The organism is Chryseobacterium sp. CH21, from assembly GCF_004119445.1.
In the GTDB taxonomy this organism is placed as follows: domain Bacteria; phylum Bacteroidota; class Bacteroidia; order Flavobacteriales; family Weeksellaceae; genus Chryseobacterium.
This window is the reverse complement of record NZ_QICI01000003.1, coordinates 38,418-58,497: the sequence shown is the minus strand read 5'-3', so window position 1 is coordinate 58,497 and position 20,080 is coordinate 38,418. Positions and strand designations below refer to the sequence as shown.

Annotated in this window: 13 protein-coding genes; 9 read left to right on the top strand and 4 right to left on the bottom strand. The window is 37.3% G+C overall.

Translation table 11 applies throughout. The features are described 5' to 3' along the window. Positions 1–8: 8 nt before the first annotated feature. The gene (locus BOQ62_RS00475; protein WP_129036503.1) at positions 9–3,026 is read right to left on the bottom strand and encodes a SusC/RagA family TonB-linked outer membrane protein; all 3,018 of its coding nucleotides are present in this window, start codon (positions 3,024–3,026) and stop codon (positions 9–11) included. Positions 3,027–3,902: 876 nt separating this feature from the next. On the opposite strand from BOQ62_RS00475, the gene kduI reads away from it, so the two are divergent. From kduI to BOQ62_RS00430, 9 genes are all read left to right on the top strand, one after another. Then, positions 3,903–4,739 carry a 5-dehydro-4-deoxy-D-glucuronate isomerase gene (kduI, locus tag BOQ62_RS00470; RefSeq protein ID WP_129036502.1) on the top strand — a complete coding sequence of 279 codons (837 nt, stop codon included), beginning with the start codon at positions 3,903–3,905 and terminating at the stop codon, positions 4,737–4,739. A gap of 8 nt (positions 4,740–4,747) precedes the next feature. Beyond that, positions 4,748–5,530 (top strand): gluconate 5-dehydrogenase, encoded by a 783-nt coding sequence (locus BOQ62_RS00465; RefSeq protein ID WP_047430171.1) that lies wholly within the window; start codon positions 4,748–4,750, stop codon positions 5,528–5,530. Positions 5,531–5,546: 16 nt separating this feature from the next. Continuing rightward, on the top strand, positions 5,547–6,944 hold the full coding sequence (gene uxaC, locus BOQ62_RS00460) for a glucuronate isomerase (RefSeq protein WP_129036501.1): 1,398 nt from the start codon (positions 5,547–5,549) through the stop codon (positions 6,942–6,944). A 10-nt stretch (positions 6,945–6,954) separates the two neighbouring features. Continuing rightward, on the top strand, positions 6,955–7,959 hold the full coding sequence (locus tag BOQ62_RS00455) for a sugar kinase (protein ID WP_129036500.1): 1,005 nt from the start codon (positions 6,955–6,957) through the stop codon (positions 7,957–7,959). A 2-nt stretch (positions 7,960–7,961) separates the two neighbouring features. Next, positions 7,962–8,630 carry a bifunctional 4-hydroxy-2-oxoglutarate aldolase/2-dehydro-3-deoxy-phosphogluconate aldolase gene (locus tag BOQ62_RS00450; protein ID WP_129036499.1) on the top strand — a complete coding sequence of 223 codons (669 nt, stop codon included), beginning with the start codon at positions 7,962–7,964 and terminating at the stop codon, positions 8,628–8,630. A gap of 219 nt (positions 8,631–8,849) precedes the next feature. Further along, the gene (locus tag BOQ62_RS00445; RefSeq protein ID WP_129036498.1) at positions 8,850–10,376 is read left to right on the top strand and encodes an MFS transporter; all 1,527 of its coding nucleotides are present in this window, start codon (positions 8,850–8,852) and stop codon (positions 10,374–10,376) included. A gap of 123 nt (positions 10,377–10,499) precedes the next feature. Beyond that, the gene (locus tag BOQ62_RS00440) at positions 10,500–11,963 is read left to right on the top strand and encodes a tagaturonate reductase (RefSeq protein WP_129036497.1); all 1,464 of its coding nucleotides are present in this window, start codon (positions 10,500–10,502) and stop codon (positions 11,961–11,963) included. Between the two features lie 5 nt (positions 11,964–11,968). Continuing rightward, a complete protein-coding gene (locus tag BOQ62_RS00435) occupies positions 11,969–13,582 on the top strand; it encodes a UxaA family hydrolase (protein WP_129036496.1) in 1,614 nt (537 codons plus the stop codon). Between the two features lie 133 nt (positions 13,583–13,715). Continuing rightward, positions 13,716–14,306 (top strand): hypothetical protein, encoded by a 591-nt coding sequence (locus BOQ62_RS00430; RefSeq protein ID WP_129036495.1) that lies wholly within the window; start codon positions 13,716–13,718, stop codon positions 14,304–14,306. A gap of 329 nt (positions 14,307–14,635) precedes the next feature. Here the strand turns inward: BOQ62_RS00430 and BOQ62_RS00425 are convergent, their stop codons facing one another. The 3 genes from BOQ62_RS00425 to BOQ62_RS00415 form a co-directional block, all read right to left on the bottom strand. Further along, positions 14,636–15,664 carry a LacI family DNA-binding transcriptional regulator gene (locus tag BOQ62_RS00425; protein WP_129036494.1) on the bottom strand — a complete coding sequence of 343 codons (1,029 nt, stop codon included), beginning with the start codon at positions 15,662–15,664 and terminating at the stop codon, positions 14,636–14,638. A 232-nt stretch (positions 15,665–15,896) separates the two neighbouring features. Then, on the bottom strand, positions 15,897–16,922 hold the full coding sequence (locus tag BOQ62_RS00420; RefSeq protein ID WP_129036493.1) for an NAD(P)-dependent alcohol dehydrogenase: 1,026 nt from the start codon (positions 16,920–16,922) through the stop codon (positions 15,897–15,899). A gap of 766 nt (positions 16,923–17,688) precedes the next feature. Then, entirely contained in the window at positions 17,689–19,746 is a 2,058-nt protein-coding gene (locus BOQ62_RS00415; protein ID WP_228413481.1) for a S8 family peptidase, read from the bottom strand. Between the last annotated feature and the right edge of the window lie 334 nt (positions 19,747–20,080).

The window sequence follows — 20,080 nt, the reverse complement described above, 5'->3', positions numbered from 1 at the left end:
CGTTCGTTTTAGAAAGTAATATCTACTCCTGATAAAATAAATCGGCTTCTTGGATAAGCAGAATAATCTACTCCCGGAGTTAATGGATTTCTTCTTGTATTGGCTTCCGGATCAAATCCTGAATAGCCGGTAATCGTAAATAAATTGTTAACGGTTGCATACAGTCTCAGGTTTTTCACTCCAATGGCATCAAGAGATCCTTTTGGAAGGCTATATCCGATCGTAAGGTTATTCAGTCTTAAGAAGGAACCGTCTTCAATAGCATAGGAATGAAGGAAGTAAGCCCCTGCAGGAGGAGTCCACATCGTTGTATTGGCATTAAGGGCAGCTAGAGCGGTTGGATCTGTCACTTTATTTCCTGCATTGTCAAACCATCTCCAACGGTCTGCTACTTCAGCGAGCATGTTATTATCCTTATACAGGTACTGAGTCGTGTATTCTATTTTGTTGGCATTGTATACTTTATTTCCTATGGAGAAATTGAAAAGTAAGCTCATATCCCAGTTCTTATAGCGGAATGTTTGGGTAAAACCTCCGTAGAATTTGGGCTGTGCACTTCCAAGATCAGTCATGTCTTTGTTGTCAATCACTCCGTCACCATTCAGATCCTGAAGTTTAAGATCTCCTGGCTGTACGGCTTTTGCCCCGTTAGCAACAGCAGCAGAGCTTGCAATTCCGTTTTTTAGAGTATAGATCTGTGTTGCTGCATCATAATTAAAATCACTCACTTCATACCTTCCGGCCGTTACATATCCCCAATAAGTTCCTACCGGTTTGCCTACCTGTACAAGGAAATCAAACAGGTTATTCTGCCATCCGGAAGGGTAGTAGTACGAATTGGAACTTGCAGACGCATTATTTCCTAAGCTTTTGATCGTATTTCTGTTAGAAGAAATGTTGGCGTCAATTTTCCATGAAAAATTTTCTTTGCTGATGATGGTGCTTCCCATTGATAATTCTATCCCTTTATTTTCACTGCTTCCTGAATTTTGATATTGATATTCATATCCGGAAGTCTGTGGTATTTTCGCCAGCAATAAAAGGTCTTTCGTGTGGGTTTTATAAACATCAAGAGTACCATAAAGTCTTCCCTGAAAGAAACCAAAGTCTAATCCTGCATTATAAGAAGTTGCTGTTTCCCATTTTACATTGGGATTAGCCATAATGTTTCCCGTAGTAGCCCCTGGGGTAACACTGGTTCCGAAAGCATAGCCGTAATCCGAAGAAGAAGTAAAGAAGGTATCATATAAAAATGCTCCAATTCTGTTATTTCCGGATTTTCCGTATCCTAAACGAAGTTTCAGTTCATTGACAAAATTGCTCTGCTTCAAGAAATTTTCTTCCTTGATTTTCCAGGCTAAAGAAGCTGCAGGGAAGTATCCCCACTGATTTGGGCCAGGTTTGAAAACACTCGAGCCATCAGCTCTCATGGAAACTGTTGCAATATATTTGTTGTTGTAGATATAATTTACCCTTCCAAAGAAAGATGCTAAACGGTCTACCTCTCTTGCCGTTTTAGGAGCATCCTGAACCATTCCTGAAGGCGGTGATGCCAGCTGCGAATTGGCGAAAGCTTCCTGTGCCGAAGAAGATTTCGGGAACCATTTGATATTGATGGAAGTAGATTCACCATCTGTTCTTACGGTTTCCTGACCTGCTAAAAGATCAAACTTATGATTACCAAATGTTCTTCTATAATTCAATGTGTTGGTATTGGTGATCCTTCTGGTTTGAGAGTTGCTCATAAAAACCACCGGCTGGTCGTTGTTCTGTCTGGCAAGGCTGGTAACCGGACCGGAAAACTGATTCACAATCTGATCTCTTTGTACATACCCGATGACACTTCGGAATGTAAAATCTTTACTGATTTTATATTCAATCGTTCCGTTCAGTAATAGGTCGTTTCTACCACTTTCTTTTACCTCATCATTGGCCAGTAAAATAGGGTTTACTAGATTGGTCTGATCTGCAAATAAAGGATCAAATTCATCAACATCCACCGTAGATCCCCCCTCAAAAGGCTGATATCTGATGGCATTTCTCAATCGGTTGGTAGTTTGGGAACCTGAGGCAGATGTTCCTGCTCCGTAGATCATTTGACGGCTGTAACGGGCGTTCAGGCCAATGCTTAGCTTTTTTGAAATATCATAATCATACCTGAAGTTGGCCATATTACGTTTGAATCCGGATCCAATCATTACTCCGTCTTCCTCCACATTATTAAGAGTCAATGAAAATGCAGAATTTTCAGATCCTCCGGACAATGCCACATTATGCGTAAAATTGAAAGCTTCTCTTCCGAAAAGTTTATCCTGCCAGTTTACATTCTTTACAGATTTATATTTGTCCAGCTGATCAAAGGTTCCGTAGCGGGTGTTAAAAGTTTCAATATCTTTTACATCTCCGTTCTTATAATATTGCTCATATTGATAAAGAACATACTCATAAGGATCCAGTACATTAATTTTGTTCTGAATACTTCGTACTCCTACAAAACCATTATAGTTAATCGTTGTTTTTCCCTTTTTTCTGCCGCCTTTCGTGGTGATGAGGACTACACCGTTAGCTCCTCGTGATCCGAAAATAGAGGTGGAAGAGGCATCTTTTAATACTTCAATTGATTCTATTTCTTTAGGAGATAGAATAGTAAGGGCATTATCCATTTGTATACCATCCACAATGTAGAGTGGGGCATTACTTTGGGTAATGGAGTTTCCTCCACGTACCACAATGTCTACATCCGCACCGGGAGATCCTTCGCTCAGAGAAACCTGTACACCAGCCAGTCTTCCCTGTATAGCTTCAGCAGCGTTGGTGGAAGGCATGTCTTTAAGAGCTTCGCCTTTCACAGAAGAAACAGCGTTGGTAACGTCTTTTTTGGAAACCTTTGTATAGCCTACCAAAACCACATCATCCAGTTTGGTTTCTTTATCTTTCTTTGTTTCTTTTTCCTGAGCCATTGAAAGGACAGGAAGCAGAAAAACAGTTAAATATAACCACTTTATTGATTGTACTCTTTTATCCATTATGTATCCTTATAGTTTTAATTCTTGGTTGAAAGTTTTTTCAATCGTTTTTGATTAGGATTATGAAGTATTCTGCAGATTTTAGTGGTCATTACATTTTTTAATCATTTTCTTACGCTATTGTGCAATCGATTGCGTAATTTTTTATGAAACATTATTCTGGCTCCTAAACTAATATTATTTTTCAATACACAAAGAAAAAAATGTTATTTTTTCGTGAATTTATCTGTTTAATAAGGTGTATTTTGTAAAATAAGCATTAATAATTTGTATTTAATTAGTTGATTAATAATTTGTTGTATTTGTGTATGAGCAAATTTGGTAAACAATGAAAAAAATCAATTTCTGAAGTGTTTAAGGACTATAAAACTTAAAATTTGCTTAAAATGATGTCCTTTTTTGAGTATGAAAAATCCCAAAAATTATCTCAAGGAAGAAAAACTTTCATCAATTTCTGATTTTTGTCATCTTTTTCAAATTATTAGAACCTGCATATTTTGTACTTTTTATTAATAATTACGAGTATGTATCATATGTGTATTAATTTTAGGATATTTTGATCAATATTTCATTACCTGTTTTCTGTATTATTTTGGCATGATTTTATATTTTAATTCAGGTCAGTTTCTTGTTTTGGGAAATTTATTCTGAATTTTTATTCCCTTTTTCATCTGTTTTTAAATCTTTTTTGAATTTTATTTATCTGAAAATCAGTTTATTTTAAAATAAAATTAATTTTTTGTGAACTACTTAAAGAATAATTATATATTTAACCCCACAAGTATTTCTGCAATTTTAGTGTAATTTTATGCAATCGATTACATTTAATTTAATAGGTTTGCTAAAACCGTAAAAAGAAAAAGTAAAAATAGTAGTATGGCACAATCAGAATTTCGTTACGCCCATCATCCTGAAGATGTGAAAAAATATACCACAGAAGATCTCAGGAGGGAGTTTCTGATCGATGATTTATTCAATGTGGATAAGATAAAACTGGTCTATTCTATGTATGACAGGCTTATTGTGGGAGGTATAATGCCTTCTTCCAGAGCTCTGAAACTGGAACCTACTGATGATCTGAAAGCAGAAAGCTTTCTGGACAGAAGAGAGCTGGGAATCATCAATGTAGGAGGAGCAGGGAAAATAACAGTAGATGGAACTGTATATGAGCTTGGTAACAAGGAAGCTTTATACATCGGAAAAGGAGCTAAAGAAGTGATCTTTGAAAAGGCAAGTGAACAACAGTCTTATTTCTATATCAATTCAGCTCCGGCACATCATGCATATCCCACAAAGAAAATCACCAAAAATGAAGCAGAAATTGTAGAGCTGGGCGAAGAAAAATATGCGAATAAGCGTACCATCAACAAACTGATTGTTAATTCTGTTGTAGAAACCTGCCAGCTTCAGATGGGAATGACTGAACTTCATCCCGGAAGTGTCTGGAACACGATGCCTGCCCATACCCACACCAGAAGAATGGAAGCTTATTTCTATTTTGATCTGGAAGAAGGGCAGACGGTAAGTCATTTTATGGGACAGCCTCACGAAACCCGTCATCTGTTTATGAAGAACAGACAGGCAGTATTGTCTCCGGAATGGTCTATCCACTCTGGGGTAGGTACCGCCAATTATACTTTTATCTGGGGTATGGCCGGAGAAAATATGGACTACGGCGATATGGACGGTATTAAAACAAACGAACTAAAGTAATTTTTCCAATGAATTTATTTGATTTATCCGGAAAGGTAGCTGTGGTTACCGGAGGTACTCACGGACTAGGAATGGCAATGGCAGAAGGGCTTGCTGCGGCAGGTGCTGAACTTGCAATAACCAGTACAACGCCATCAAAACTTGAAGAAGCATTGAATTACTACCACGAAAAAGGGTATAAAGCAACGGGCTATATTTTTGATGTGACGGATGAGCTGGAAGCTGCTCAGAAAGTAGCTTTAATGGAAGCCACACATGGAAAAATAGACATCCTTGTCAACAATGCTGGAATCATCAAGCGTATTCCTGCTATTGATATGGAAGTGGAAGACTTTAGAAAAGTAATTGATGTAGATCTTACCGGACCTTTTATCATGTCGAAATTAATCGGGAAGTATATGATTAAAAGAAAATCCGGGAAAATTATCAACATCTGCTCCATGATGAGTGAGCTGGGACGTGACAATGTAGTGGCTTATGCTTCAGCAAAAGGCGGCCTTAAAATGCTTACCAAAAATCTGGCAACAGAATGGGCAAAACACAATATTCAGGTGAACGGAATCGGTCCCGGATATTTTGCAACCTCCCAGACAGAACCCATCCGTGTGGATGGAAATCCTTTCAATGATTTTATCATCAGCAGAACGCCGGAAGGAAGATGGGGAAACCCGGAAGACTTGGCCGGAACAGCTATTTTCCTTGCTTCTGACGCAAGCAGATTCATCAACGGACAGATTATTTACGTAGATGGAGGAATCCTGGCGACCATTGGAAAACCTGCTAATGAATAACAACAGACTAAAAAAAATGAAACCTTTTATAACAGACCAATTTTTATTACAAAATAAATATGCTGAAGAACTTTACTTCAGATTCGCAGAAAAGCAACCGATCATCGATTATCATAATCATTTGATTCCTAAAGATATTGCAGAAGATACTGTTTTTGACAATATTTCCAAAGTCTGGATTGCTGGCGACCACTACAAATGGAGAGCCATGAGAACGATGGGAGTCAATGAAAAATTCATCACGGGAGAGGCTTCAGACAAAGAGAAATTCGAAGCCTGGGCAAAAACAGTTCCGTATACATTGAGAAACCCTCTGTATCACTGGACTCATCTGGAATTGAAAAGATATTTCGGAATTGATGAGCTTTTGAATGGAGATAATGCATCAGAAATCTATGAAAATATCACCGCTCAGCTTCAAACCCCTGAAAAATCTACCAGAGGTCTTTTAAAAATGATGAATGTGGAATCTCTATGTACTACAGAAGATCCTACAGACACTTTGAATTATCATCAGGATCTGGCAAAAAGTGATTTCAGTATCAAAGTAAGCACAGCATTCCGTCCGGATAAAGCCATTCTGATTGAAAACCACAATTTTCCAGATTATATTGCAAAACTGGGAGCATCAGCAGGGATTGAAATCAATTCTTACCAGACTTTATGTGATGTTTTGCTTAAAAGAATCCAATATTTTCATGAAAACGGATGCAGACTGTGTGATCACGGTTTAAACAATATTTCTTTTGAAGAAGCTACAGAAGCTGAAGTGAATGCTATTTTCAATGATAAATTAGCAGGGAAAGTGATTGCAGAAAAGCAGGTTAACCAATTCAAAACTGCTATTTTATTATTCTTAGGGGAAGCTTATCATCAATACGGATGGGTTCAGCAGTTCCATTTAGGAGCTTTGAGAAATAATAATGAAAGAATGCACAGAATCTTAGGACCTGATACAGGCTGGGATTCTATCGGAGACTTTGTACAGGCGGAAACGCTGTCTAAATTTTTAAATACTTTAGACGGAAAAGATAAACTCACAAAAACCATTTTATACAATTTAAATCCTGCTGATAACGAGATTTTCGCAACAATGATTGGGAATTTCAATGATGGAAGCATCAAAGGGAAAGTACAGTTTGGCTCCGGATGGTGGTTTCTTGATCAGAAAGACGGAATGATCAAACAGATGAATGCCCTTTCCAATATGGGATTAATAAGCTGTTTCGTAGGAATGCTTACTGACTCAAGAAGCTTTCTTTCTTACCCGAGACACGAGTACTTCAGAAGAGTATTGTGCAACCTCTTCGGGGAAGAAATGAAAAACGGTGAATTGCCGGATGATATAGAACTGATCGGGAAAACCATTTCAGATATCTGTTACCATAACGCGAAAAATTATTTTGATTTTTAATTGAAAAGCTATGGGCAAAATAATCACATTCGGTGAAGTGATCATGAGACTTTCCCCACCCGGAAACAGAATGATGAAGCAAAGCCACGAAATGGAATTCTTTTTCGGAGGAACAGAGCTGAACGTTGCTTCTTCCTTGTCAACAATGGGTTGTGAAGTAAGACATATCGGTTGTGTTTCGGATGATTTTGTAGGAGAATCAGCAGTTTCTTTCATTCAAAGCCTTGGAGTTGAAACAAATTTCATTCATAAAAATGAATATCCTTTGGGGTTGTATTTTCTTGAGGTAGGTTCATCCGTTCGTGCCAGCAGAATTGCTTATAACAGACTCAACGGTTCTTTTGCCAATATCAATCCTGAATATATTAACTGGGAAAATGCGCTTGAAGATTGTGAATATTTTCACTGGACAGGCATCAGTCCTGGTATTTCAGAATCTGCTTATGAAGCATTGAAAGAAGGTTTGAAAACCGCCCGGAATAAAGGAATTGAAATTTCCACAGATCCGGCTTACCGCTCCAATCTTTGGAAATATGGCAAAAAAGGACCTGAAGTACTGAAAGAACTGGTTTCTTATTCCACCATTTTTATCGGAGGAGTAAACGAAATCAATGAAATTCTCGGAGCCCAGTTTTCCTCAGACAAAGAAGGTTTCATTGAAGCCTGTAAAGAATTAAAACAACAAATTCCTTCTGTTCAAAGGGTTTTTGATAAAATAAGAATTGGTATTACGGCCAGCACTCAGCAAACTCAGGGAAGAGCGTGGGTAGATGAAACCTATTTTGAAACGGAACTTCTGGAAATTAATCCTGTTGTTGACAGAATAGGAACTGGAGATGCTTTTGCAGCAGGACTAATCTATGGTTTAAAGCATTTTGATCATAAAAAAGCGTTGAGTTTTGCCAATGCAGCCTGTGCGGTTAAACATACCATTCCCGGAGATATCAACTACGCAAGTGTAGAGGATATTCTGGAAGTGATGAACGGAAATTCAGGAGGAAGAATAAAAAGATAACTATGGCAAGATTTAATAGGATAGAAGTAGCCTTAATGGCAAAGCAAACAGGGATTGTGCCTGTATTTTATCATGCAGATATTGACATTTGCAAGAAAATTGTAAAAGCTTGTTTTGATGGAGGAGCCCGTGTTTTTGAATTCACCAACAGAGGTGATTTTGGTCACGAGGTTTTTGCTGAACTGGTAAAATATGCAGCCAAAGAAACACCTGAAATGATCCTGGGAATTGGATCTGTTCTTGATCCGGCAACCGCTTCATTATATATTCAGAATGGGGCAAACTTTATTGTAGCTCCCATTTTAAACCCTGAAGTGGCAAAGGTTTGCAACCGAAGAAAAATTGCATGGATGCCAGGATGTGGTTCTGTTTCTGAAATTTCTTATGCTGAAGAATTAGGAGCAGAGATTGTAAAAATCTTCCCGGCAACACAAGTCGGTGGTCCGGAATTCATCAAAGCCGTGAAAGGCCCGATGCCATGGTCAAATATAATGCCTACAGGCGGAGTCATTCCGACAAAAGAAAACATCAGTGAATGGATTTCTGCAGGAGCTTATTGCGTTGGACTTGGCTCTCAGCTGTTTGTAAAAAATGAAAACGGGGAATATGACTATGCAAAAATCACAGAAGCTGTAGCCCATTCAATACAGATCATTAAAGAACTAAGATAATTGTTCTTATCATTTTAATGAAGCCATAAAGGGAGTTTAGATCGATTAATCAGAGACTAAACAGGATCATAACATTCAATCTCATTAATCTCAATCCCTTAATCAAATTCAAATGGTTTAAAAAATTAATCATTTCTGTGCTAAAATAGTACAGGTTGGGAGTTTTTTGCCCCATTTTGTTGTCAAAATCAATAAAAATCAATACTATTAACGATTGATATGAATAAAGAAATATCCCCGAAACCGACTCAGTTCAGATGGACAATCTGCGTGCTTCTTTTTATTGCAACGACCATCAATTATATGGATCGGCAGGTGCTGTCACTCACCTGGAAAGATTTCATTGCTCCGGAATTTCACTGGAATAATAATGACTATGGAAATATCACGGCATTATTTTCTATTTTCTATGCAGTAAGTATGCTTTTTGCCGGGAAATTTGTAGACTGGATGGATACCAAAAAAGGTTTTCTTTGGGCTATCGGAATCTGGTCTGTAGGAGCTGTTATTCACGCTTTTTGCGGTATTGCTACTTCAGGAGTTCTTACGGGAAACTGGCTGGTAGGTTTTCACGAATCTAAAGAGATTATCGGAAGAGTAGATAATGTGGGTGCTATTATCAGCACCAGTGTTACCTTGTTTATTTTCGCCCGTTTCGTGCTGGCCGTTGGGGAAGCCGGAAATTTTCCAGCAGCGATAAAAACTACTGCAGAATATTTTCCAAAGAAAGACAGAGCGTTGGCAACCAGTATTTTTAATGCCGGAGCAACAGTTGGAGCCTTGGCGGCACCGATTACCATTCCTTTTATTGCAAAATCGATGGGTTGGGAGTGGGCGTTTATCATTATTGGAGCTTTAGGTTTTGTCTGGATGGGGCTTTGGGTATTCTATTACAAAAAACCTCATGAGCATCATAAAGTCAATGAACATGAGCTTACTTATATTCAACAGGATCAGGATGATTTGACTGCAAATGGTTCATCCGTATCAGAAAAGAAATTTTCCTTCAAAGAATGTTTCAGTTACAGACAGACCTGGGCATTTGCTTTCGGAAAGTTTATGACAGACGGAATCTGGTGGTTTTTTCTTTTTTGGACTCCTGCCTATCTGAGTTCTGTTTACAAAATGGATTCTACACAAAGCGCCTTGCCGTTATTCGTTCTTTATATGATCACTTTATTCTCCATCATCGGAGGATGGCTTCCTAAGTATTTCGTGGAGAAAAAAGGAATGAATGCTTATTCCGGAAGGATGAAAGCGATGTTGATTTTTGCTTTTTTCCCATTATTGGCCCTTTTAGCACAACCTTTAGGCTCAATTTCGTATTGGATTCCGGTATTGATCATCGGAATAGCGGGGGCTGCTCATCAGGCATGGTCAGCGAATATTTTCTCAACTGTTGGCGATATGTTTCCCAAAAAAGCTATTGCTACCATCACAGGAATTGGCGGAATGGCAGGCGGAATCGGTTCTTTTTTAATCAATAAATCTTCAGGAGTGTTATTCGATCATGCTCATAAAGCATGGACTACTATTGACGGAATACCTTTATTGGAAAAATATCCACAATATATCAATGAGCGTTTGCCGGAGAATTTTCTTCACGATCTGGAAAAATCGGGAGCTATAATTTCTGATGGAATTGATAAAGGATATATGATCATTTTCTCAGTGTGCGCAGTCGCTTATCTTATTGCATGGAGTGTGATGAAAACACTGGTTCCAAAATATAAAGTGATAAAATAAAGATGAACAAAAGGCAAAAGCTCCTTTATTGAGTAAACGCCTTTGCAAATGAAATTAAGCGCAAATTTACAGGTCTTTGCAGACATTGCGTTACAATTCAAAAATAGATCAAGATTAGAAAAAATGGAAAATCAGATAAAACAAAAATTAAATCGTCAATTCAAAGGATCTCAGGAAAAGCTTCCTATTAAAATAGTACAGTTTGGAGGCGGGAATTTCATGAGAGGATTTACAGATTATATTATAGATCAGTTAAATAGAAAGACAGGTTTCAACGCAGGAATTGTAAATGTACAGCCTACACCGGGAGGTTCTGTTCACAAGCTTGAAGAGCAGGATAATCTGTACACTCTTTTTACGCGAGGAATAAAGAAAGGTGAAATTATTGATGAAAAACAGGTGATTTCTTCCATTCAGAAGTCTATCAACCCTTATACACAATACGACGAATTCCTGGTTTTAGCAAAAGAAGAGGAACTCGAATTTATCTTTTCCAATACTACAGAAACCGGGATTGCTTATGATGAAACCGAAGACTATCATGCAGGACCACATAAAAACTTTCCGGCAAAACTGACCGTTTTATTATATGAAAGATTTAAGTATTTCAATGGATCTCCAGATAAAGGATTAAGAATCATTCCTTGCGAGCTGATTGAAGACAATGCTTTGGCTTTAAAAAATATCATCCTTCAATATGCCCAGCTCTGGAATTTAGAAGAAGGTTTTGTGCAGTGGATTGATCAGTCAAACTACTTTCATAATACATTGGTAGACAGGATTGTTCCCGGATATCCAAAAGATGATGCAGAAACCTATGAAGAACAGTTGGATTATGAAGACCAGATGATGGTAGTCTCTGAAGTATTTTTACTGTTTGTCATTCAGGATGTTAAAAATTTAAAAGAAAGAATTCCTTTTGATCAGATAAATGAACAGATTCTGGTGGTAAATGATATTCAGCCGTACCGCCTCAGAAAAGTAAGAATTCTAAATGGCGGGCATACTTTAATGCTGGCTCCAGCCATTTTATCAGGAAAAGAAACGGTAAAAGAATCCATTGATAATCCGTTCATCGGGAAGTTTTTAAAAGATACCATCTTCAATGAAGTCAATCCAACTTTAGGATTGGATGAAAATGAGTTGAAAGACTTTGCCGAAGAAGTGTTCGACAGATTTAGAAATCCTTTTATTAAACATCATCTGGCAAGTATCGCTTTATATTTTGTATCTAAATTTAAAGTGAGAGTGCTGCCGAGTTTATTGAAATATGTGGAAACCAACCAAAAATTACCGCTTAATTTAACGTTTTCTTTAGCGGGTCTCATCAGATTCTATCAGGGGAATTTTGAAGACAAAGTACTTCCATTGAATGATGAACAGACGATTGTTGACCGATTCAAAGAAATCTGGTTAAACAATGATTACGAAAAAGTAGCACAACTTGCATTAAGTGAAACTTCTTTCTGGGATACAGATCTGACAGAAGTTGAAGGCTTGAAAGACGCTGTAGCAAAAGCTTTGTGGGAAATTGATCATCACGATGCAGAAACAGCATATCATCATTTTGTTCAATTCTATTCTTAAAAATCATGCAGAAGAAAGTCTTGAAAGTAAACTCCAAAGATAATGTTGCTGTAGCTCTGGTTGATCTTCATCAGGGGGAAACGGTTACTTTGGATCATCTTAGTTATGAAATCATAAAAGATACGAAGGCCAAGCACAAGTTTGTCACAGAAAATCTTTCAGCAGGTGATGCCATTATCATGTACGGTGTTTTGGTGGGAAAAGCCAGCCAAACGATTCAAAAAGGTGAAGTCATCACCACTGAAAACGTAAAACATCAAAGCGCAAAAGTAGAAGGTAAAACAGAAACAACTGCGTGGACAGCTCCGAATGTAGACAGGTGGAAAGACAGAACGTTCATGGGGTATCACAGAGAAGACGGGCAGATAGGAACAGAAAATGTATGGTTGTTTTTTCCTTTGGTTTTTTGTGAAAACCGAAATGTTGAGATTTTGAAAGATGTTTTTGAAAAAGAACTCTTATTCGAAAAAGTAACAAAACATCAGCTATTGCTGAGATCTTTGATCAATAATTCGGATCCGGAAGCTATTGTTGAAAAAGATGAGGATGAAAGAGTTTTTAAAAATATTGAAGTTAAATTCATCACTCATCAGGGCGGCTGTGGCGGAATTCGTCAGGATGCCGAAGCTTTGGGACGTTTATTGGCAGGATATGTCAATAACCCGAATGTAGCAGGAGCAACTGTTTTGAGTCTGGGATGTCAGAATCTTCAGGTACAGATTTTCAAAGATGCTTTGGAAAAGATCAGCCCTGAGAATAAAAAACCGATTATTGTTTACGAACAGCAAAAATCCGGAACAGTAGATGAAATGCTGAGCGGAATTATCAAAGATTCCTATGATGCTATTAAGAAAGCGAATGAGATTCAAAGAAAGCCTGCTCCCATTTCAAAACTGGTATTAGGGTTAGAATGTGGCGGATCAGATGGGTTTTCTGGGATCTCTGCCAATCCGGTTTTAGGACAGTTGTCAGATTTAATAGCTGGAATTGGAGGTGCAACTATTCTTTCAGAATTCCCGGAATTGTGTGGAGTAGAGCAGGAGCTGGTGAACCGTTGTGTGAATGAAAAAGATGCAGAAAGATTTTTACAGTTGATGAAAGACTTTGAAAAATCAGTCGTTGCTGCAGGATCTGGTTTTGATATGAATCCGTCACCGGGGAATATTAAAGACGGGCTAATCACTGATGCCATGAAATCTGCAGGAGCGGCTAAAAAAGGAGGTTCATCACCTGTCAATGATGTGCTGGATTTTACGGAATATATTAAGAAACCGGGATTGAATTTATTGTGTACACCCGGTAATGATGTAGAATGTACAACTGCATTGGTTGGCTCAGGCTCCAATATTGTACTATTTACAACAGGTCTTGGAACTCCCACCGGAAATCCTGTGGTTCCTGTAGTGAAAATATCTTCCAATACCTCACTTTCGGAGAGAATGCCGGATATTATCGACTTCAACACCGGAGATGTGATTACAGGGGAAAAAACAATTGATGAAAAAGCAGAAGAGCTGCTGGAATATATCATCAAAGTAGCCAGTGGAGAAGTAAAAACAAAGGCTGCCATTTTAAATCAAAACGACTTTATTCCCTGGAGAAGAGGGGTTAGTTTATAAAATGTTTTTTTAATTATAAATATTAATTAGGGATGAAAATGCTTTCTACGTTGTAGGAGGCATTTTCTTTTATCTTAACTGAAAAGCATTGTATATTTGATCACTCTATACAACGCTTAAAACTGCTTAAAAAATGAAAATTAAATTATTCGTCATACTCTCTATTTTTCTAATATTTTATGGATGTGGTTTCGGAAAAACAGAATGGCAAATTGATGAATTGTATATGCAGAAAATTGAAGGAACTTCTAAAGTGATTTATAAGTTTAGTGCTTGGGGAGGAAGAGATTCAAATGCACGTGGGTTTATGATTTTAGATTCTGTAGAAGCATTTGAAATGGATTACCAACGTATTCTTCCATTTTATCAACTCTCAGAAATTCCTGATCGGAATGATATTGAAGGAATAATGCATGACTGCTATGGGACTTGTGGTGATGCTTATTATAATAGTGTTTCCATTTTTAAACCTATGAAAACTGAGGAGGAAAAGGTTAATGATATTAAACTAACCAACAGAATATATCAATACAAAGGTTATTCTGAACATACAAGAGGGCTAGAAAGGTATGTTTTTGAAAGATTGAGAGAAACAAAGGATAGTCTATTTTTCTACAGTTTAGATGATGTAGAGAGTATGAATGGGAAGTATCTTGACCAATTAAAGGTAAAAAAAGGTGAGATTTATATTGATTTAAAAAAGAATAATGAGATAAAAAAATAATTGTTAATGAAGTAAAACTCCATCCAAAAACAAAATCAATAGAAGAGATTAGGAATATTTTCTTAACTCCTAAAAACAAGATTTTTAATAATGAAATATCAGAACGAGGAATATTTAGAGAAGTGAACATTTCTCACTAGCAAAATTATCAACAAAAAGTTGCAACAAATTAATTCAATAGGAACGGGCTTTAGCCCGTTTAATAAAAGAAATACGATCATTAGCTTTAGCCAAAACTTATAAATAGAATATATTTTAGATTCTTCCTTCGTCAGAATGACAAAAAGGCTGTTGATGGCTTGCGTAACGTATTAACCTCAAGAGAAAAACTATTTCCTCTTAGAAGACTTCCTGATATAAAGCTGTGGCGTAAGCACCACCTTTTTTTCAATAGAAACTCCGGATCCATTTTCTTTTACACTTTCTAAAAATACCTGCCCCGCCATTTTTCCCATCAACACAGGCGTTTGATCAACAGAACTGATCGGAAGTTCCATAAATTGGGTAAAAGGTTCATTGGAAAACCCGATGATAGCAACTTCCTGAGGAATTTTGATGTTTCGTTTCTTCAACTCCTGGCAGGCGCCTAATGCGGCAAAATCGCTGGACGAAAATATAGCATCGGGAACTGATTTTTTGCTCCAAAGTTTTTTGATGGCTTCAGTACCTTCTTCAATAGAACTACCCGTAAAAATAATATTATCCTCTTTTACAGGAAGGTGATGATCTGCTAAAGCCTGTTTATATCCGTTAAGACGGTTTTGATAAATTTCAAGGTTAAGATCCCCTGCAAAATGGCATATATTCTTATAACCTTCTTTAATAAGATGTTCTGTGGCCATATATCCACCACGATAATCATCAATAGTCACTGTGCTGATCCCTGAAATATCCTTTTTACGGTCAAAAAAGATAACAGGGGTATTGGAAGTATCTATAATGTTCTGGATATGAGTGATATCCGTTGTCGTTTTGGAAACGGACATAAAAATACCATCTACCTGAGCATTCAGTAATGTATTCAGCTGTCTTTTTTCAATATTAACATCTTCGTGGCTCTGACAGATGATCACATGATAGCCAAGTGGGGAAAGCTCTTCCTCAATCCCTCTGATTACCGATGAAAAGAAATTGGTATTGATATACGGAACAATAATTCCAACGTTTTTAGTTTCACCGCTTTTTAAAGCTTTGGCAAGGTTATTTTGTTTGTAGTTCATTTCCTTGGCCGTTTTACGAACCAGCTCTTTGGTAGCCTCGCTTATTCTCGGGTGGTCATTCAATGCTCTTGAAACAGTTGCCACACTTACGTTGAGCTTATTGGAAATATCATAGATCGTGGCACTTTTCTTATTCATACTGGTTTTTTCTGAGCATTTTTATGAGGTCTGAACAGCAGACGTTATTGACGTAAATTTAATCAAATTATAGCTATTTGAAAGCAAAAAGATGCATTTTAAATGGGTTTCATGCAGATTTTGGAAAGATTATATTTTTGTTAAGTTTAAATAGCTGATTTTATGGTTGATAGGTAATAAAAAAGCCGAAAGCAAAACTACTTCCGACCTTTTATTTTCTACTTTCATTTTATTATGGAATCAAAACAGCTCTGCCTTTGATCTTTCCATTCCTCATTCGGTCATAAACCTCATTCGCCTCATCCAGTTTATATTTTTCAATTTCAATATGAATCTTTTTCTGTCTTGCCAATCCTACCACTTCCATAAGCTCAACTCTTGATCCCCAATAAGGATTCGTCATGCTCACTCCAAATGGAAGCCCGGACATGCTGTATTGGTAATGACCGCCACCCAATCCGACAATGGTAAGATCTCCATCCAGACTCACAATTTTAGTTCCAAGTTCAATGGTTGATGTTGCGCCTACAAAGTCAATGACCACTTTAGCTTTTTTGATTCCTGTAATTTTCTGAATCTGTTCTGCTGCATCAGCATCTTTTGAATTAACAGTAAATGTTGCACCCAGTTCTTTGGCGAAGGCCAATTTTTCGTCCGTTACATCACAGGCAATAATCGTACTTCCGCTCACTTCTCTAAGGATTTGCAGAGCAACGTGCCCAAGTCCTCCAACACCAATCACTACAACGTATTCATCCGGGGTTAGTTTAGATAATGATCTTTTAATTGCGGAATAAGGCGTCAAAGCTGCATCAGTAAGCGGAGCGGCAATCACAGGATCCAGGTCATAAATAGGAACTAATAATCTTGAAGAAGGTACAAGCATATACTCAGCCATCCCTCCATCTAGTCCCAAACCGCCTCCATAAGCCATTTCTGACTGATGATCACAATAGTTTTCTTTAGATTGCTGACAGGGTTTACAATGGCCGCATCCCCACGGACCATACACCAAAACGGCATCTCCTTTTTTATATCCTTTCACATCAGGTCCTACTTCTTCAATCCAGCCGGCATTTTCATGGCCTAATGTGAATACTGAACCTCCTACAGTTCCTTCATCAATGATGTGAAGATCGGAATGGCATACACCGGCTCCCCCAATTTTCAACAAGACTTCATCTCCTTTAGGAGTGGGTTTTTCCATATCATTTACAACACGGACATCTTTGTGCCCGAAAAAACGTACTGCTTTCATAACTTAATATTTTAAAACTTATACCTTAAATATACGAAAATTGATCCCGAATAACGAATGATTGAATTGATAATAAACTAATATATCTCAAGAAATTAAGAATGGAATTCAAATGCTATTTGCTTGAAATTGATTAGATTAAACAGAGTGTGAAGTTTTTTATACGATATGATTGAGATCATACTCCACGGTGTAAATACTTGATTATATTTGACCCATTGAAATTTCATATTTCTGACAAATTACAGTATAACCTTCCGATGATTCGGGAGGTTTTTTGTGTTAGGGAAATTAGGTTCGAATTATGTGGATGTAACAGAGAAAATTGATTTGTAATATGAACTGTAGCCTCACCAGAGATAAAGGATCAATAAGTGGTTGTCGCAGAGAAAATAGAGACCGAAACCCTAAGCCTAAAGAACGAGAAACATCTGAGGCACGAAAAAGACGAGGCTGTCTCAAAAGGTAAATTAACGCTCTGAGAATCTGCTAAATGACAAAAGTTTTCTGACAGGAGTCCAAGAGAGGAGGTACTTTTGAGACAGCCTCTGATGAAGCGGTATGGATATGCATGCGCTTAGAAAGAATCAACTTCGTGATTCCAACCTTTGCTTTCCTAAAATAATTCGCAAGAATAGTGAAAACTTTGCGTTATATTTAAATGGTATAGGTATAAATATTCCAACCTCCCCAACTTTTGATCATGATCCCCAAAAAGCCGTTTTCAAAGTATGAAAACGGCTGGAATGTATAACGAATTGTTTGACTATTCTTTAATAACTCTTTTGGAAACTGTTTCTTTTTCGGTTTTTACTTCAATGATATAAATACCTTTAGGGAATGCTGAAAGGTCTAAAGATTCAATACCTCCTTTAGTGGCTCCGCCCTGTAGTTTTTTACCCGAAAGGTCATATACAGTGAACGCTGCTTTACGAGGTGCATTTAATATTTTAACAATATCCTTTGTAAGGGTAGGGGCAATAGTAATAGTTGCTGCCGCTTTGGTTTCCTGGGTGGCGAGTACTTCATTACTGTGTCCGCTAACCATAATGGAATAGTTTTGAGGAGCGTTCACACCTGCATTGTTCACAAGATTTCCTTTGTTTGTAATTTCTATTCTATAATTTCTTCCTGCTACCGGAGCATCAATTACTACCTGCTCTACGTTGTCTACTGTATTATCAGCTTTTGTGGCTGGAGTCATCGGGCTGTTTGCGTTCAGCTTCCATGGATAGTAAATTGTATTGTCTGTAGTATCAATAATTCTTAAATCTAAATCATTGACAAGTTTAGAGGTTCTGTTATTATAAATATCGGCAACGGCTAAATTATCTGGATTTGCATAGTTATACTCAGGGTCAATCCATGAAATGGTTACTTTAAGTGGTTCACTGCCGGAGGCTGTTACAGTTTTGCTATTTGCCGTTCCACTGTTAAGAATTTCATCTTTGAATATGACAGTATTATTGGATTTTGCTACAAGCAGCTCTGCTCCTTTTTTAGCATTAATAAATCCCCAGCCATACCAAGGATCCGGGCCTACATTTCCTGCTTCAGATGCTGAATGGATGGTTAATACTTTAGCTGAAGCTGCATTTAATTCGGCATTATTGAATAGTTGCTTATTAATTTGGGTCCACAGTCCTATAATTCCGGTTACTACAGGTGCAGAGTAAGAAGTGCCGCTACCTACAGTATAAGTGTTGCTTCCAGTTGTATCCTGAGCTGTAGATGCGCTCGCGACATTTGTTCCTACCGTAACAATGTCCGGTTTGATCCCGCCGTCATCCCTTGGTCCTGCACTGCTGTAATCGGAATGGACAACATCTCCGGGGGCAATATATCTTTCATCATTAGTTGTAATAATATTGTTAGCACCTACTACAATAATATTTTTCGCTAAAGAACCAGGACCGATACAGTCATAACCCAAAGAGCAATTGTTTGGCGGGATGTTGACATCATTTGCTGTAAACTGTACATATTGGATGGGAGTTACTGAGAAATTCTTATAATATTTGGGGGTGTTGCCGCCGTTATTGGGACCCATTGCAAAATAGTTTCCTGAAGATTTTACAATAATATAAGATGGATTGTTATAGACAATCTGATCATAATTTTTGTCATTTGTAAAATAAGTTCCCTGAAGGTCATAGATATTATTGCCACCGGCTTCGTAATTTCCATTCCAGACATATGCATTAAGCTGATTCGGATCATTGTCTGTCCATCCTTGATTGGATCCATAGGAATGGTTGGATATTTTTGGCTGTGCAGTTAGTATTTTTTGAAATACAGTGCTGGTATTGGCATTTCCCGGTAAAGTAGTTGTTTGAAATGAATAAGAGTCCATCGTGGAATTCATTGCTATTCCTTTAGGATTATAGTTATTTCCGCCACCGGAAAGATTAGCCGATTTAGCTCCTATAAATCCTGCAACGCTAGTTGCGTGGGCACTGTAATTCATGGTGTTGGCTTCCATATTTGTTATTCTGTTAGGAGCATTGTCAAAAAGGGTATGTCCGCCGAATATCCTTCCGCCATCAAAAACTGTGAACTTAATATTTTCACCGTTGAAAGAGCCTGTCAGTCCGACAATGGTACCATTCTGAAGAAAATCAGAATTAGAGTTTTTAATCTGTTTGATGTCCTCCGACTGATGGAAGTAGGGGCTTCCGTTAGGTAAAAAACCGGCCAGATTTGCTCGTTGTTCTTCAATTTTCTTTAAATCCACAGGATTTCTTTCAGTTCCATAAAGTTTGGCTACATAAGCATCAAATTTTTCATTATTTTCGGTATTCTGCCTGTAGAATTCTCTTTTCAAACTTTCATTATTATTTTGCGCACTTAAAGTTATTACGGCCAAAGTGCAGACCGGGATAAAAATTTTTCTCATAACGGTTAAATAGGAATTATATTATCACAAATATATTAATAAAGTTTATTGGTTGCTTGTAATATGTTGTAAATGAGGTGTTTAATTTAAATTTTAAACTATATTTCATATATGGATTAATAATTTAAATTAAATAAAAAGTTTTGTATTTTATTTTTTTTTGAAAAAACGTAATATTATGTTTAGTTTGCCGGAATAAATTGTTTTTTTTGGATAAAAGCCTGTTTAAATTTATCTAGAGAAACTTGTTAAGGAGCTTTCA